At 65.0% G+C, this 16,978-nt stretch carries 13 protein-coding genes; 11 read left to right on the plus strand and 2 right to left on the minus strand.

The window, feature by feature from the left end:
- Positions 1–99: 99 nt before the first annotated feature.
- Positions 100–396 carry a PsiF family protein gene (locus OKW43_RS22760; RefSeq protein WP_429449992.1) on the minus strand — a complete coding sequence of 99 codons (297 nt, stop codon included), beginning with the start codon at positions 394–396 and terminating at the stop codon, positions 100–102.
- Positions 397–844: 448 nt separating this feature from the next.
- On the opposite strand from OKW43_RS22760, the gene OKW43_RS22765 reads away from it, so the two are divergent.
- Both OKW43_RS22765 and OKW43_RS22770 read left to right on the plus strand, forming a co-directional pair.
- Positions 845–1,144 carry a YciI-like protein gene (locus OKW43_RS22765; protein ID WP_429449994.1) on the plus strand — a complete coding sequence of 100 codons (300 nt, stop codon included), beginning with the start codon at positions 845–847 and terminating at the stop codon, positions 1,142–1,144.
- A 546-nt stretch (positions 1,145–1,690) separates the two neighbouring features.
- Positions 1,691–2,890 carry a transposase gene (locus tag OKW43_RS22770; protein WP_429449996.1) on the plus strand — a complete coding sequence of 400 codons (1,200 nt, stop codon included), beginning with the start codon at positions 1,691–1,693 and terminating at the stop codon, positions 2,888–2,890.
- 69 nt (positions 2,891–2,959) lie between these two features.
- Here the strand turns inward: OKW43_RS22770 and OKW43_RS22775 are convergent, their stop codons facing one another.
- The gene (locus OKW43_RS22775) at positions 2,960–4,531 is read right to left on the minus strand and encodes a mannose-1-phosphate guanylyltransferase/mannose-6-phosphate isomerase (protein ID WP_429449998.1); all 1,572 of its coding nucleotides are present in this window, start codon (positions 4,529–4,531) and stop codon (positions 2,960–2,962) included.
- Positions 4,532–5,094: 563 nt separating this feature from the next.
- On the opposite strand from OKW43_RS22775, the gene OKW43_RS22780 reads away from it, so the two are divergent.
- The 9 genes from OKW43_RS22780 to OKW43_RS22820 all read left to right on the plus strand — a co-directional run bounded on the left by OKW43_RS22780 (position 5,095) and on the right by OKW43_RS22820 (position 16,927).
- The gene (locus OKW43_RS22780; protein WP_429450000.1) at positions 5,095–6,492 is read left to right on the plus strand and encodes an undecaprenyl-phosphate glucose phosphotransferase; all 1,398 of its coding nucleotides are present in this window, start codon (positions 5,095–5,097) and stop codon (positions 6,490–6,492) included.
- Positions 6,493–6,573: 81 nt separating this feature from the next.
- Entirely contained in the window at positions 6,574–8,031 is a 1,458-nt protein-coding gene (locus OKW43_RS22785) for a UDP-glucose dehydrogenase family protein (RefSeq protein ID WP_429450002.1), read from the plus strand.
- A 32-nt stretch (positions 8,032–8,063) separates the two neighbouring features.
- Positions 8,064–8,519 carry a low molecular weight phosphotyrosine protein phosphatase gene (locus OKW43_RS22790; RefSeq protein ID WP_187635269.1) on the plus strand — a complete coding sequence of 152 codons (456 nt, stop codon included), beginning with the start codon at positions 8,064–8,066 and terminating at the stop codon, positions 8,517–8,519.
- On the plus strand, positions 8,498–9,718 hold the full coding sequence (locus tag OKW43_RS22795) for a polysaccharide biosynthesis/export family protein (RefSeq protein WP_429450003.1): 1,221 nt from the start codon (positions 8,498–8,500) through the stop codon (positions 9,716–9,718). Before OKW43_RS22790 ends, OKW43_RS22795 begins: the two co-directional genes overlap by 22 nt.
- Before the next feature lie 136 nt (positions 9,719–9,854).
- Positions 9,855–12,053, plus strand: a complete 2,199-nt coding sequence (locus OKW43_RS22800; RefSeq protein WP_429451767.1) for a polysaccharide biosynthesis tyrosine autokinase — start codon at positions 9,855–9,857, stop codon at positions 12,051–12,053.
- 46 nt (positions 12,054–12,099) lie between these two features.
- The gene (locus tag OKW43_RS22805) at positions 12,100–13,041 is read left to right on the plus strand and encodes a glycosyltransferase family 2 protein (RefSeq protein WP_429450004.1); all 942 of its coding nucleotides are present in this window, start codon (positions 12,100–12,102) and stop codon (positions 13,039–13,041) included.
- On the plus strand, positions 13,038–14,195 hold the full coding sequence (locus OKW43_RS22810) for a glycosyltransferase family 4 protein (protein ID WP_429450006.1): 1,158 nt from the start codon (positions 13,038–13,040) through the stop codon (positions 14,193–14,195). The genes OKW43_RS22805 and OKW43_RS22810 overlap by 4 nt, the downstream gene beginning before the upstream one ends.
- A 3-nt stretch (positions 14,196–14,198) precedes the next feature.
- Entirely contained in the window at positions 14,199–15,701 is a 1,503-nt protein-coding gene (locus tag OKW43_RS22815; RefSeq protein ID WP_429450008.1) for a glucose-6-phosphate isomerase, read from the plus strand.
- Positions 15,698–16,927 (plus strand): glycosyltransferase family 4 protein, encoded by a 1,230-nt coding sequence (locus OKW43_RS22820; RefSeq protein ID WP_429450010.1) that lies wholly within the window; start codon positions 15,698–15,700, stop codon positions 16,925–16,927. Before OKW43_RS22815 ends, OKW43_RS22820 begins: the two co-directional genes overlap by 4 nt.
- Positions 16,928–16,978: the final 51 nt, after the last annotated feature.

Consider the following 16,978-nt stretch of genomic DNA (forward strand, 5'->3'; position numbering starts at 1 on the left):
AAGCGGGGGGATTCGATCGATGCGCATCGTGGGTGGGACGATGCGCCGGCGCCGCGTCGAGCGGCGGGCGCCGGCATGGGGGATGGCTACGCCTGTCGCTCAGTTGGCCGGCGCAGACGACAGACAGGTCTTCATGAACGTCTTGCGGTCGTCGCCCTTCTTGTCGGCCGCCTGCTTGTTGCAGGTCTTCATCTTGTCCTGCTGGCTCATCGGCGCGGCGGCGGCCGGCTTCGCGGCCAGACAGGTTTTCATGAACGCCTTGCGCTCGTCGCCTTTCTTGTCGCCGGCCTGCTTGTTGCAGTCGGCCATTTTGGTTTGCTGGCTGTTCTGCGCGAACGCCGGCGATACGAGTACCGCGCCCAGCACCAGCGTAGCAATAGCGGATTGGATTCTCATGGGACACTCCATCGGTGGTGAAAACGTTTATGGTCGTTCATGCGCGCGGGCGACGACGGCGTCCGGCAGCCCATCGGCGCATCCATTATGGCAAATGCCGTCTGCCAGAACGGCCCGAAATGCATTCTGGTTGACAGCGCCCGGCGCTCGTTTTCCCTGAGTGGCGCGCTGCGACCGGGGATGCCGCATTTGAAACGATCGAATCAAAGGTAGCGGGAATCCTGTTATGCGATGCAGATTAGTTGACTGGATTATTTCAAGCATATTGAAATTAAATTACGATGCCCGGTATTTTGATCTATTCCCATCACGCAATTTGAATTTCTTCCTTGCTGCAAATGCACCTGAATAAAAAATAGGCATGAAATCAGGTCGCTGCCGTTATGCCTAACCGCGACCCGATGCATGCCACCTGACGGCAACCTTCATCCTTGCGAGGAGCCTTACCATGCATTACCTGTTGATGTACGAGCTTGTACCTGACTATCTGGAGCGGCGCGGCGAGTACCGCGACGCGCATCTGAAACTCGCATGGGCCGCCGCCGAGCGGGGCGAACTGCTACTGGCCGGCGCGCTCGCCGAGCCGACCGACGCTGCGGTGCTGCTGTTTACCGGCGCCTCGCCGGCGGTCGCCGAAGCCTTTGCCAAGGCCGATCCATATGTGCTCTCCGGACTCGTCACGCGCTGGCGCGTGCGCGAATGGACCACGGTAGTCGGCGAGCACGCATCGAAACCGGTGCGCGCGTAACGTCGCTCGAAGTGACGTCGTCGTCTCTGTCACGCGTCGAACTCCGCGCATGCGCAGTGGCCGGCATGCGCGTCGCCGTCCTTGCGCCGACGGGCGAGACCGACGCTCCCAACAACCATCAAAAGGCATGGAAATGCATGCTGGATCGGCAATTGCATTTCTAAATCCCATTCGGTTCGTTGTTGCGGTATTGTGCTCTGCAATAGGCAGATCCGATGCCGGATAAGCAGCGGCTTCTGTTACGGCAATGCGTGAATCGATGCAGCGAAACGGAAAAGATTGTTTCTTTCCGTAACACTTGTCTCAGCCGTACTCATGCAAAGAATGCGATGGTATGCTTCGTGCACACATTCTCCCATGCACGAGTGAGACCACGTCCTGTGCCTCGCAATAAGGAAGAGCCGCACCAATTACGGGCGGACTGCTCCAGCGAGGTAAACGGACAAAACAGATTTGTGCAACCGAGGGTCGCATACGGATCGTGAACGCTGAGAATCCGTGGCAGGCCCAAAGCCGCGGCCAGGCCAGGCCGCGTGGAGAAAATCCATGTTTTTCGATGAGCTAAACAACGACGAATGGGCGCTGCTCGCACCACTCGTCTCCGACGAGCCGGCCGTCCGTCTGAACCGGCGCGGCCGGCCGCGCGCCGAACCACGCATCGTGACGAATGCCGTACTGTGGATTCTGACCACCGGCGAGCCGTGGTCGAAGCTGCCGGGCCGCTATCCGTCCGGTCCCACGTGCCGCCGCCGCTTCGAAGAGTGGCAGCTTAACGGCACCCTGCTAGAGATGGTCCGCCTGCTGTCGCAGAGCGGGCGCACCTTCGCGTACATTCCCCAACCGGCGCCGCCCGTTACGGCCAGACCCGAGGCACCGGTTGCGCAAACCCCGAGTCCGCGCGACGACAACACGCTGCGCGGCGTGTCGTGGAAGAGTCCCGAGTCGTGGCAGGCGCCCGGCGTCGCGAGCACGTTGAGCCCATGGCGCACGGCCGATCCGATCGGCGACATCACGCGGCAATTGTCCGGGCTTCCGTCAGCGGCGGCGCCGGCTGATCCGGCGACGACAACCGCGTTCGCGACGGCCGTGACGGCGGCGCAGATGCACGTCCAACCAGCCGCGTCCGGCGCGTTCGAGCCCGTGGCGGCCGACGAGCCGCGCCCGTCGCTGACGATGACGCTCGCTCCGCGCGGCACGCAAGTCGCCGATTCGCGCGGTTATCTGATCTACGTGGTGGTCGAGGAAGTGCCGAATGCGATGTACCGCGCGTGGGCGGAGATCATCAGGGACGGCAGGCGCGTCGAGCGTTCCGGCCTTGTCGGTCCGCGCTTCTTGCATCCGGAACACGCGCAGCAGTTCGCGCTCGACTGGGCGCGTCAGTGGATCGATCGCGAATGCGCAACCGATGCGGCGGCCACCGCGATGGCCGATGCCACATCCGAACCTGCGTCGGCACCCGCGTCGGCCGACCCCGCGCAGCGGTCCGTGGGCCGACCGATGTCGGGCCTGCGTCATGTGCCGGATGCGGCGTCGATCAGTGGCAGCGCAAATCAGGCGGCAAATCATGGTGCACCGTTGCACGGGCCGCTGAAGCCATCACTGAATGCATTACGCGGGCCGCTGCGTCGCTATCCATCCGACGCCGTGACCGCGGGCGTGACAAGCGCACCCACCGTGACGACCGACAGCGGCACCACGGAGCGCTTTTCGGCGACCTACATGGAACTCATCTCGCACGTGGGATGAGCCCGGCGGTCCCCGCGGCCGCGTTACGCCGCCGCAGGTTCCCGCTTCATCATTGCGACCGGACGCGGGTCATTGCCGTCCGTACGTATCGTCGAAGCGCACGATATCGTCTTCGCCCAGGTACGAACCCGACTGCACCTCGATCATTTCGAGCGGCATCTTGCCCGGGTTTTCCAGGCGATGCTTGACGCCGAGCGGAATATAAGCCGACTCGTTTTCGGACACGATAAAGCGCTCGTCGCCGCGCGTGACGAGTGCCGTGCCGCGCACGACGATCCAGTGCTCCGCGCGATGATGATGCATCTGCAACGACAGCCGCGCGCCCGGCTTCACGACGATACGCTTGACCTGGAAGCGCTCGCCGGTGTCGACGGAATCGTAGTTGCCCCACGGCCGATGCACCTTGCGATGATTGGCCGCCTCGAGCCCGCCGTCCTCGCGAATCCGGTTGACGATCTTCTTCACGTCCTGCACGCAGGATTTGTCCGCGACGAGAATCGCATCGGCGGTCTCGACGACGACCAGATTCTGCGTGCCGACGCAGGCAATCAGTCGTCCTTCGGAATGCGCGAAGGTCGAGTTCGCGCCTTCGAACATCACGCGGCCGCGGCTCACGTTGCGATCGGCGTCCTTCTCGCAGATGTCCCAGATCGCGTCCCAGCAACCGACGTCGGACCAGCCGGCCGCCAGTGGCACGACCACGCCGGACGCGACGCCCTGATCGCCGCCGAGCTTTTCCATCACGGCGTAGTCGATCGAATTCGACGGCGACGCGCTGAACGCATCGCGCTGCAGGCGCAAGAAGTCGCCGTCCGTGCTGCTGCCCGCGAAGGCCGCCTCGCATGCTTCGCAAATGGCCGGTTGAAAATGGCGGATCGCTTTGAGCCACGTCGATGCGCGCATGATGAAGATGCCGCTGTTCCACCAGTATTCGCGTGATTCGACATAGCGCTGCGCGAGCTCCAGATGCGGCTTTTCGACGAATCGGTCGAGGCGGTGCGCGTTGAGGCGATCCGGTGCTTCGGTATCCGGAGCATCCTGCGCATCATCGGAACCGAGCGGCGCGCCGATGCGGATATAGCCGTAACCGGTTTCGGCACGCGTCGGCACGATACCCATCGTGACGATATGGCCGGCCGCCGCGTGCTGAACGCCGGCGGCGATCGCCGCGTGAAAGCCTTCGCTGTCGGTGACCGCGTGATCGGCGGGCATCACGACCATGATGCCGTCTTCGTCCTGCGCGGCGACGGACAACGCCGCCACCGTCAACGCGGGCGCGGTGTCACGGCCCACCGGTTCGAGTATCAGCCGGCTCGGCTTGCCGCTCGTGCGCAACTGTTCGGCCGTCGTGAAGCGCTGTTCTTCGTTGGCGACGACCACGAGCTGGCCGGCGAGCGGATAACCGGCTTCGAGCCGGTCGAGCCGGCGGGTCGTCGATTGCAGCAGCGACTCTTCGCCGAGCAGGCCGATCAGTTGCTTCGGATGCTGCTCGCGCGACATCGGCCACAGACGGGTGCCCGAGCCGCCCGCGAGTATCACGGGGTGAACCTTGAGCTTGACACCGGTTGCGGTTGAGGACATGGGCGAATGGGCGGCTGTGGGCCGGGTGCCGGCGGGCGTGACCGGGGCCGGAGCTGTCATGGTGAACTCTCCTCGAGGCTGGATGAATGCGTCGAGTTTTATCACGAAGTCGCGAATCAATAAAAGCGCGTTAAATACAATGCCGATAAAGAGCGCGCCGAACTTATTCGAAAAGCACGAAAAAATGCCAAATCGAATTATTCAAAAATAAAAAATACCTGAAAAAAATCGGCCGGGATTTTTTTGCGCTTAATGATGCGCAAGAATGGGGGCACGGATCGCGCCCACGCTTCGCGGGTGAGCATGGCGCGAATGCGAAATCTCTCCTATGCAAAAGGCTCGAATCGATCGTCCTGAAGGCGACGTCGATCCGCGATGCGGCAAAAAGTACCGCACAAAATGCATAAAAATACCGGAATTTTGACCGATACAATTTGAGATTTTTTGCGGTCTTGTCGTGCGAATTTTAATACCGCTTTATTGAGGTATGTACAGGGGTATTCACTCATTGAACTCGGCTTTTCCATTCCGGGAAATAAAAAGTGCAATGCTGAAACCCGCATGCAGCATCCATTTCAACCAACCGACGGATCGCACTTGACCGACAAACAGAGGGGCGGCGCATGCTGAGCGTTCTAGCGAGAATCATCGACATCGCCATGGTCGCGCTCGCCGCGGTGCTGGCGGCGGCCGTGCACAGCGGCACAGTGGCATGGCTCGACGATATGCAAAGCGTGTCGCTCGCGTTCGGCTGCCTGCTGGTGGTGGTGTTCTTCCCGGCGCTCGGCATCTATCAGTCGTGGCGCGGCAAGCCGCTCTACGATCTGCTGTCGCGCGTCGCGGGCGGTTGGCTGATGGTCGAAGTGACCGGCGTGCTGATCAGCTTCAGCGTGCACCGCTCGGACAGCCTGTCGCGGCTGTGGCTCGTGTACTGGGCGCTCGCGTCGATCGTGCTGCTGGTCGTCACCAAGCTCATGGTCCATTCGATCCTGCGCGGGCTGCGCCGCGAGGGCTTCAATCAGCGGGCGGTCGCGATCGTCGGTGGCGCGCCGTACGGCCGCTTTCTGATCGAACAGATGCGCGGCCGTCCCGAAGCCGGCTTCACGCCCGTCGTCGTGTTCGACGAGGACGGCACCATCAATCCGTATGAAGACCCGGACGCGGCCCGCGCGGTCGCGGGCGTGCCGGTCGAGCGCGACTATCAGCGCATGCTCGAACTGGTGCGCCAGCGCGCGATCCGCGAGCTGTGGCTCGCGCTGCCGATCTCGAAGGAGAAGGCGATCCATCGCTTCGTGATGGACCTGCGCAACGACTTCGTGAACATCCGCTTCATCCCGGACGTGGGCAGCCTGACGCTGTTCAATCAGCCGATGGTCGAGTTGCTCGGCGTGCCCGCGATCAATCTGGCTGCCTCGCCGATCACCGATCTGCGCGTGCTGCCCAAGCGCGTCTTCGACAGCCTGTTCGCGCTCGGCGCATTGCTCGCGCTGGCGCCGCTGATGCTCGCGATCGCGCTGATGGTCAAGCTCAGCTCGCCGGGGCCGGTGTTTTTTCGCCAGCGCCGCAAGGGCATCGACGGCCGCGAGTTCGAGATCTACAAGTTCCGCTCGATGAAAGTCCACCAGGAAACGGCCGGCAAGATCACCCAGGCGACGCGGCGCGATCCGCGCATCACCGCGGTCGGCGCGTTCCTGCGCCGTACCAGCCTCGACGAGCTGCCGCAATTCATCAACGTGCTGCGCGGCGAGATGTCGGTGGTAGGTCCCCGTCCGCATGCCCTCGAGCACGACGACATCTACAAGGATCTGGTGAAGGGCTACATGCACCGCTACCGGATCAGGCCGGGCATCACCGGCTGGGCGCAGATCAACGGTTATCGCGGCGAAACCGATCGCATCGAAAAGATGATGGGCCGCGTGAAGCTCGATCTGTACTACATGCAGCACTGGACCTTCTGGCTCGACATCAAGATCGTCGTGCTGACGCTGTGGAAGGGCTTCGCGGGCAGCAACGCCTATTGAACGTGGAGCGCCGGGCCGTGCCGATGCCACGCATCGCACGAGGGCATTCCTGAATCAACTCCATTTATTGAGGTGCAATCCATGAACCTGACGATCATCGGTAGCGGCTATGTCGGCCTCGTGACCGGCGCGTGTCTGGCCGACATCGGCCACGACGTGTTCTGTCTCGACGTCGACGCGCGCAAGATCGACGTGCTCAACAACGGCGGCGTGCCGATCCACGAGCCGGGTCTGCAGGAGATCATCGCGCGCAATCGCCGCGCGAAGCGCCTGACGTTTTCCACCGACGTCGAGGCGGCGGTCGCGCACGGCGACATCCAGTTCATCGCGGTCGGCACGCCGGCCGACGAGGACGGTTCCGCCGATCTGCAATACGTGCTCGCGGCCGCGCGCAACATCGGCCGCCATATGAACGGCTTCAAGGTGATCGTCGATAAATCGACGGTGCCGGTCGGCACCGCCTCGCGCGTGCGCGAAGTGGTGGCCGCCGAACTGGCCGCGCGCGGCGTCGAGCAGATGTTCTCGGTCGTGTCGAATCCGGAGTTCCTGAAGGAGGGCGCGGCCGTCGACGATTTCACGCGGCCCGATCGCATCGTGCTCGGCTGCGACGAGGACGTGCCCGGCGAAAAGGCGCGCGAACTGATGAAGCGCCTGTATGCGCCGTTCAATCGCAATCGCGAGCGCACGCTGTATATGGACGTGCGTTCGGCCGAGTTCACCAAGTACGCGGCCAACGCGATGCTCGCGACGCGCATCTCGTACATGAACGAGCTCGCGAATCTGGCCGATCGCGTCGGCGCGGACATCGAGGCGGTGCGCCGCGGTATCGGTTCCGATCCGCGTATCGGCTACGACTTCCTGTACGCGGGCTGCGGCTATGGCGGCTCGTGTTTTCCGAAGGACGTGCAGGCGCTGATCCGCACCGCGGCCGATCACCACGCGAACCTGCGCATTCTCGAAGCGGTGGAAGCGGTCAACGACGCGCAGAAACAGGTCCTCGCGCAGAAGATCGTCGCGCGTCTCGGCGAAGATCTGTCGGACCGCACGTTCGGCGTGTGGGGCCTTGCGTTCAAGCCGAACACCGACGACATGCGCGCGGCGCCGAGCCGCGAGCTGATCGCCGGGCTGCTGCGCCGCGGTGCACGCGTGAAGGCCTACGACCCGGTCTCGATCGACGAAGCGAAGCGCGTGTTCGCGCTCGATCTGCAGCACGTGCCGCAACAGCATGCGCGCCTGGCATTCGTGAACGAAGAGATGGAGGCGGCGAGCGGCGTCGATGCGCTCGTGATCCTGACCGAATGGAAAGTCTTCAAAAGTCCTGATTTCGATGCGCTCAAGCGCGTGCTGAAGACGCCGCTGATTTTCGATGGCCGCAATCTGTACGAGCCGGACGCGCTGCTCGAACTCGGCATCGAGTATCACGCGATCGGCCGGCGGCATGCGTTACGCAATGCGCCGGCGCGTGTCGGCGCGAACGGTTCGATGCAGGCGGCGGAACTTGCCGCGACGGCACCGGCCGTCGCACCGGCCGGCCGCTGAGACCACTGCGATCGCCGCGCGAGGAATCCGCCATGTTCGACAACGTACTGATCGTCTGCCACGCCAACGTATGCCGCTCGCCCGCCGCCGAGATGCTGTTCAAGGCGCGCCTCGCGCGCGCGCCGCGCGCCGGCACCGCGCCGATCGCGTTTCATTCGGCCGGCATTCGCGCGGTGAACGGTCACGGCATGGATCCGGTGATGCGGCGCCTGCTCGAAGAGCGCGGCGTCGCCGCTGGCATCCACCACGCGCGGCGCCTCGACCGTTCGCTGGTACGCGCGGCCGATCTCGTGCTGGTGACCGAGCGCGCGCAGCTCAGCGATGTCGAATCGCTCGATCCGGCCGCGCGCGGCAAGGTCTATCCGCTCGGCAAGTGGGAAGCCGATTCGGACGTCGCCGATCCGCACGGCGGCGCGGAAGACGAATACAGGGAGAGTCTCGTGCTCATCGAACATCTGGTCATGGGATGGCTGAAAAAAATATGCTGAAGAAACCCCGCATCGAAAACTCATTCGCGAGCTTGCGCACGAAGCTCGCCGCCTCACTTCTGCTGACATCCTTTCTGTCGGCCTGCGCGACCGCCCCGGGCAATTATCTCGACACGTCGCGGCTCAAAGACAACGATCAGGCGCCGAGCGAAACCTATCCGGTCCATCTGATCGACGGCAAGCTGATCATGGCGCAGGCGCAGGCCGCCGCCGAAAAAATCCAGCCGTTGCCGCCGTCGACGCTGCCCGATCCGTCGCGGTATGTGTACCGCCTCGCGCCGCAGGACATTCTCGGCATCACCGTGTGGGATCACCCCGAGCTGACCACGCCGCAGGGCAGTACGTTGTCCTCGGGCGGCAACACCACGCAGACGATCGCGGGCGCATTGCAGCAGCCATATACGGCCGCGCTGCCGGGCCAGGCCGATCCATACGGCCAGACCATCGCCGCTGACGGCACGATCTTTTTTCCGTTCGTCGGCCGCATCCAGGCCGCGGGCAAAACCACGACCGAGCTGCGCGACCAACTCGCCGCCGGCCTCGTGCGCTTCATCCGCAATCCGCAGGTCGACGTGCGCGTGCTGTCGTATCGCGGCCAGAAGGTGCAGGTCACGGGCGAAGTGAAGCAGCCGGGACCGCTCGCGGTCAGCGACGTGCCGCTCACGCTGGTCGACGCGATCACGCGCTCGGGCGGCACCAACCCGGCCGCCGACATCCAGCGCGTGCGCCTCACGCGCAACCATAAGCTCTACGTGCTCGACGCCGATCGCATGCTCGATCAGGGCGACACCACGCAGGACGTGATGCTGCAGAACGGCGACGTGGTCAACGTGCCGGACCGTACCGACAGCCGCATCTTCGTGATGGGCGAAGTGAAGACGCCGATCCAGGTGCCGATCGTGCGTGGCCGCATGACGATCGCCGACGCGCTCACGCAGGGCGGCGGCATCCTCAACACCGATGCCAATCCGCGCCAGATCTTCGTGATGCGCGGCATGCGCGAGCATCCGACCACGCCTGAGGTGTTCCGCCTCGACATGACGCAGCCGGACTCGATCATGCTGTCCTCGCAGTTCCAGTTGCAGCCGCTCGACGTCGTGTACGTGGGCACCGCCGCGTCGACCACGTTCAACCGTGTGTTGCAGCAGGTGCTGCCGAGCGTGCAGACGCTGTTCTATCTGAAGCAGCTGACGCGCTGAACGTTTGGACGGTAGCGTGCCGCGCCGCTGTCGTCCGGGCGGCGCGGCACACGCAACGAATGCAGAAGTACCGCTGACGCGAAAGCCGAAGCCAACGACACGGGATCGAACTGTGAGCAATCAACTCTCTCCACACATGGCTGGTCCGATCAAGACCGAAGAAGAAGACGTCGTCCTCGGACAACTGGTGCAGGTGATCCTCGACGACATCTGGTGGCTGCTCGCGATCACCGCGATCATCGTCGCGATGGCGGTCGCGTACTGCTACCTTGCCAAGCCGATCTACTCGGCCGATGCACACGTGCGCGTCGAGCAGTCCGATAACACGTCGCAGGCGCTGACGCAGACGCAGACGGGCGCCGCGATCACCAGCGGTTCGACCTCGCTGCCGACCGACGCCGAGATCGAAATCATCAAGAGCCGCGGCGTGGTCGGCCCGGTCGTGCAGCAGCTGAAGCTGAACTTCAGCGTCACGCCGAAGACGATCCCGCTGCTCGGCAACATCGCCGCGCGCCTCGCGACGCCGGGCCAGCCCGCGCGTGCCTGGCTGGGGCTCACGTCGTACGCATGGGGTGGGGAGAACGTCGAGGTCGATTCGATCGACGTCACGCCGTCGCTCGAAGGCGAGAAGCTGCTGCTGCGAGTGATCGACGCGCAGCACTATGAACTGTTGGCGCCGAACGGCTCGGCGCTGCTGCGCGGCCAGGTGGGCCAGCAGGCGCAGGGCGGCGGCGTGACGATGCTCGTCAACACGCTGGTCGCGCGGCCCGGCCAGGAGTTCACCATCGTGCGCTCCAACGATCTCGACGCGATCACCGCGTTCCAGTCGGCGATCTCGGTGCAGGAGCAGGGCAAGCAGACCGGCGTGATCCAGATCTCGCTGGAGGACAAGAGCCCGGAACATGCGGCGCTCGTCGCCAATGCGCTGGCGCAGTCGTATTTGCGGCAGCACGTGTCGAACAAGCAGGCCGACGCGAGCAAGATGCTCGACTTCCTGAAGAGCGAGGAGCCGCGCCTGAAGGCCGATCTCGAACGCGCGGAAGCCGCGCTGACCGCCTATCAACGTGAGTCCGGCTCGATCAACGCGAGCGACGAAGCGAAGGTCTACCTCGAAGGCAGCGTGCAATACGAGCAGCAGATCGCCGCGTTGCGTCTGCAGATGACGCAGCTCGCCGAGCGCTACGGCGACGATCATCCGACGCTCGTCGCCGCGCGTCAGCAGATGGCCGAGCTGCAAGCGCAGCGCACCAAATACGCGGACCGTTTCCGCAATCTGCCGGCCACCGAAGTGAAGGCCGTGCAGTTGCAGCGCGACGCGAAGGTCGCCGAAGACATTTACGTGCTGCTGCTCAATCGCGTGCAGGAACTGTCAGTGCAGAAAGCCGGCACGGGCGGCAGCGTGCATATCGTCGACGCCGCGCTGCGCCCCGGCGCGCCGGTCAAGCCGAAGAAGATGCTGATCATCTCGGCGGCAGTGATTCTCGGGCTGATCGCGGGCACCGGTTTCGTGTTCCTGCGCCGCAATCTGTTCAAGGGCATCGACGACCCCGATCACGTCGAGCGCGCGTTCCATCTGCCGGTGTTCGGACTGGTGCCGCAAAGCGTCGAACAGGCGCAGCTCGAAAGCAGCTACGTGCGCGGCGGCGAACGGCTGCGTCCTGTGCTCGCGAATGCGCGGCCGAAGGACGTGACGATCGAAAGCCTGCGCAGCCTGCGCACCGCGATGCAGTTCACGCTGCTGGACGCGCGCAACCGCATCGTCATGCTGACGGGCCCGATGGCGGGCGTCGGCAAGAGCTTCCTCAGCGTGAATCTCGCGATGCTGCTCGCGCATTCGGGCAAGCGCGTGCTGCTGATCGACGGCGACATGCGGCGCGGCGCGCTCGAACGTCAGATCGGCGGTCTGCAGGAGAACGGCCTGTCCGAGCTGCTGAGCGGCCAGATCTCGCTGGAGGAAGCGATTCGCGGGTCGAGCATCGAGGGCCTCAGCTTCATCTCATGCGGCCGCCGTCCGCCGAATCCGTCCGAGCTGCTGATGTCGCCGCGTCTGCCGCAGTACCTCGACGGCCTCGCGAAACGCTACGACGTGATCCTCGTCGACACGCCGCCGGTGCTCGCCGTGACCGATGCGTCGATCATCGGCGCGTATGCGGGCTCGACGTTCTTCGTGATGCGCTCGGGCATGCACAGCGAGGTCGAGCTTGCCGATGCGCTGAAGCGGTTGCGCGCGGCGGGCGTCCACGTGCAGGGCGGCATCTTCAACGGCATGCCGGCGCGCTCGCGGATCGGCTACGACCGCGGCTACGCGGCGGCGCAGGAATACCTGAGCACGTGACGCGAGCGACGGATCCCAGCTCGAGACGAACAGAGAGGACATCACGATGAAAGTGACGGTACTGGTACCGACCTATCGCCGCCCGGCCGATCTCACGCGCTGCCTCGCGGCGCTCGAGGGGCAATCGCGCGCGCCCGACGAAGTGATCGTGGTCGCACGCGTCGACGACGACGCGACGCACGCGTGCCTGCGCGATCGGTCCACCGGCGGCCGCCTGCCGCTCGTGATCGCGCCGGTGGACGTGCCCGGCCAGGTCGCGGCGCTCAATCGCGGGCTCGATGCCGCGAGCGGCGACGTCATCGCGATCACCGACGACGACGCCGCGCCGCGCCGCGACTGGGTCGAGCGCATCGCGGCCGGGTTCGAAGCCGATGCGCGCCTCGGCGCGCTGGGCGGGCGCGACTGGGTGCACGAAAAAGGCCGCGTGCTCGACGGCGAGCGGCCGCTAGTCGGCAAGGTGACCGCGCACGGCAAGATCATCGGCAATCATCATCTGGGCGTCGGTGGCGCGCGCGAAGTCGACATCCTGAAGGGCGCCAACATGAGCTACCGGCGCGACGCGGTGCGCACGATCCGCTTCGACGCGCGTCTGCGCGGCGCGGGCGCGCAGGTGCACAACGACATGGCGTTCAGCCTCGCGGTAAAAAACGCGGGCTGGAAGCTCGTCTACGACCCGCAGGTCGCGGTCGATCATTTCCCGGCCGAACGTTTCGACGACGACAGACGCGACGCGCAGACGATGGCCGCGCTGCGCAACGCCGCGTTCAACTTCCATCTGATCCTGCGCGACCAGTTGCCGCCGCTGCGCCGCGAAACCGCGTGGTGGTGGTGGACGCTGGTCGGCACACGGCTTTATCCGGGCCTCACGCATGCGGCGCTCGCGCTGCTGTCGAAACGCGCGCAGTTGACGCTGTCGCGCTGGCGCGAGGTTCGTGCTGGCGCCCACGAGGCGCGGCGCGCACTGTCGAAGAGCGGAGTGTCCGCATGAGTACGAAGGTTCATGTCCATCTGTTTTACGGCGCCGATCCGCGCTTTTATCGCAAGGGCGACGACATCGGCTGCCTGTATGGTTATCACCATGCGCAGTCCGAAGCATTCGCGCTGACCTATTCGAAGGACGCGCGCGAAAGCCGTCCCGTGCGGCTCGTGCGGCGCGCGCTGAAGGCCGCGCTCGGCTTTGATTTCATTCATACGTGGCGCAATCGCGCGGAGATGCTGCGCTCTGACGTGATCTGGACGCATACCGAGCAGGAGTGGCTGTCCGCCGCGCTGATGCTGCTGCTGTGCGAGCGCAAACCACGGCGCGGCGCGTCGCCGCTGCTGCTTGCGCAAAGCGTCTGGCTGCTCGACAAGTGGCCTTCGTACGGCATCGCGCGCAGCTGGTTGTATCGCAAGCTGATGACGCGCGCGGATCGCTTGACCACGCTCGCGAGCGAAAACGCCGGGTTGTGCCAACGCTATTTCAATCGTGACGCGACGCCGCTGCTGTACGGCCTGAACACGCGCGACTTCCCGGTCACCCCGCCGACCCAGTGGACGCCGCGCACGCCGCTGCGCATCGCGGCGATCGGCAACGATCGCGACCGCGACTGGGAGACGCTGATCAAGGCGGTCGGCAACGATCCGCGCTACACGGTGAAGCTCGCGACGCGGCGGCGCATTCCCGCGTCGCTGCGCGCGTCGAACGTCGAAATCGCGCTGTTCTCGGGCATCAAAAAGCAGCACGAGCTATACGACTGGGCCGACGTAATCGTCGTGCCGCTGCGGCCTAACTCGCACGCGTCGGGCATTACCGTGATGCTCGAAGCGGCAGCGGTGGGCAAGCCGATGGTCGCGACCGACGTCGGGGCGCTGCGCGATTATTTTCCCGCCGACGAAGCCGCCTACGTGCCGCCGTTCAATCCGCAGGCACTGCGCGATGCGCTCGACCGGCTCGCCGCCGAGCCGGACGAGGCGCTGCGCCAGGCACAGGCAGCGGCGGCCGGTCTGCTCGCGCGCGATCTGACCACGCAGCACTATGCGATGCAGCATGTGCGGATCACGCGCGAAATGCTGAGCGCGCGCGGGCAGGCGAACGCGCCCGCCGCGGCCACGCAGAAGCAACGCGCCGCACCCGCGCGCGAATCGCGCGGAGGCCTATAAGCGATGTCGACGATTCCGCGCGCGAACCCGCTGCCGCCGCCAGCCGCCGCCAACGCCGGCCCCGTCAAAAACGCCGCGAGCGGGGTGCTGTCCGGCGGCCCGCGGGAATGGCTGCCGCCGCTATTGCTGTGGCTGATCACCGCGGTGCTGATCGTCGCGCACCAGGGCACGGTGCTCACGCTCGCGTTTCCGGTGCTCGCGATCCTGACGGGCCTGTGGCTCTACTTCAGGAGCCCGGCGCGCTATATCGGCTTCATGTGGTGGCTGTGGTTCCTGAGTCCCGAAGTGCGGCGTCTCGCCGACTGGTCGAAGGGCGCGTTCACGCCGACGAGCCTGATCCAGGTCGCGCCGCTCGCGGTGACCATGATCAGCGGCCTGTCGCTGCTGCGCTACTACCGGCTGCTCGCGCAGCGCCGCGGCTTGCCGGTGCTGCTGATCCTGCTCGGCCTCGTCTACGCGTTCCTGATCGGCGTGATGTCGAGCGGCCCGCTCGCGGCCACCTACGACCTCGCGAACTGGCTCTATCCGATCCTGATCGGTTTTCACATCATGGCGCACACGCGCCAGTATCCGCGCTATCGCGACACGATCATCAACACGTTCATCTGGGGCATGCTGGTGATGGGCGGCTACGGCCTGATCCAGTTTTTCATCATGCCGCCGTGGGACGCGCTGTGGATGCTCGGCTCGCAGATGAACTCGCAGGGCGACCCGGTGCCGATGGGCGTGCGCGTGTTCAGCACGATGAATTCGTCGGGACCGTTCGCGTTCGCGATGATGGGCGCGATGGTCTTCGTGATGGCCGCGCAGCACCGCGTGCGCTGGATCGCGGCCGGGCTCGGCTTCTTTTCGTTCGCGCTGAGCCTCGTGCGCTCGACGTGGGGCGGCTGGGTCATCGCGCTGTTGATCCAGCTCGTGAAGTCGAACAACAAGGTGCGCGTGCGCATCGTCGGTAGCGCGGTGCTGCTCGCCGGCTTCTGCGTGCCGCTGCTTGCGGTGGGTCCGGTGGCCGAACGGATGCAGGCGCGGCTCGGCACGATCGTCAATCTGCACGACGACCAGAGCTACGCGGCGCGTAACGAGTTCTACGCGAACTTCGCGAAGACCGCGTTTACCGACGTCTCGGGCGAAGGCCTGGGCGCGACCGGCACCTCGACCAAGCTCTCCAACGACGGCGGCCAGCTCGGCCAGTACGGCAACTTCGACAGCGGCGTGATGAACATTCCGTTCGTGCTCGGCTGGCCCGGCACCTTGCTGTACATGTCCGGCATCGTGTGGCTGCTGACCCGCGCGGTGCTCGCGTCGTTCAGGCTGCGCGACGACAAGTTCGTCTCGGCGTGCCTGAGCCTGTGTCTTGCAACCTTCGCGATGCTCGTGTTCACGAACTCGCTGGTCGGCACCGGCGGCCTGCTGCTTTTCATCAGCGCTTTTTCGATTCTTTCCGCGGTCCACTACGAAAAAATGAACCGCGGACGCACGCTATTTCTCCACGGAGGCACGGATTGAGAGTCGCCATTGTCACGCACGTAGTGCGCCATAACGACGGCCAGGGGCGCGTCAATCACGAGATCGCGCGCGCGGCGCTCGACGAGAACATTCGCGTGACGCTGGTTGCGTCGCACGTGGCGCCCGAACTGCTCGCGCATCCGAACGTGCGCTGGGCGCCGATGAAGATCGGCCGCTGGTGGCCGACCAATCTGTTGCGCCAGCAGGTTTTCGCGGCGAAGAGCGCGCTGTGGCTGCGCGCGCATCGCCGCGACTACGACGTGCTGCACGTGAACGGCTTCATCACGTGGATGCGCGCCGACGTCAATACCTCGCATTTCGTCCATAGCGGCTGGTTCGCGAGCAAGTACTATCCGTTCGGCCTCACGAAGGGCGTGTGGTCCGCGTACCAGTCGGTTTATACGCGCTGCAACGCGCTGCTCGAACGCTGGGCGTACCGGCGCTCGAAGGTGATCACGGCGGTGTCGCAGAAGGTCGCCGACGAAATCCGCGCGATCGGCCTCACGCCGGGCAACCGCGTGGATGTCATCTACAACGGCGTCGATACCCAGGGCTTCGCGGCGGCGAGCGGTGATCGCGCGAAGTTCGGGTTGCCAGGCGATGCGTTCCTGTTGCTGTTCGTCGGCGATCTACGCACGCCGCGCAAGAATCTCGGCACCGTGCTCGCCGCGTTGAAGCATCTGCCCGAGCACGTGCAGATCGCGGTGGCCGGTTTTCTGCCGGGCAGTCCGTATCCGGACGAGGCAAAGGCGCTCGGCATCGCGCATCGCGTGCATTTTCTCGGGCTCGTGAAGGAAATGCCGGTGCTGATGCATTCGGTCGACGCGTTCGTGTTTCCGTCGCGCTACGAAGCGATGAGCCTGTCGCTGCTCGAAGCGATGGCGGCGGGGCTGCCCGTCGTGACCGCGCGCACCGCGGGCGGCGCCGAGATCATCACGCCCGAGTGCGGCATCGTGCTGGACGATCCCGACGACCCGCAAGCTCTCGCTCGCGCGGTCGCGCAACTCGCCAGCGACGACACCGCGCGCCGCGCGATGGGCGCAGCCGCGAGCGAACTCGCGACCGGCTTCGGCTGGGCGCGCATGGCCGCGCAATACATCGCGCTGTACCGGCAACTGGCCGGACAGCAGGAAAACCGCCGGCGCAGCCAGACCGAAGCAACGGTGGTCGCGCAGAACGATGCGCTGACGCTGAACCATCTCGCCGGACAGAAGAGCGTGGAATGAACGCGCGGACCGCGCAAGCCACGCTATCGACATAGCAACCCACCGCAAGCA

This window comes from Paraburkholderia sp. WC7.3g, from assembly GCF_050436345.1.
Taxonomy (GTDB): domain Bacteria; phylum Pseudomonadota; class Gammaproteobacteria; order Burkholderiales; family Burkholderiaceae; genus Paraburkholderia; species Paraburkholderia podalyriae.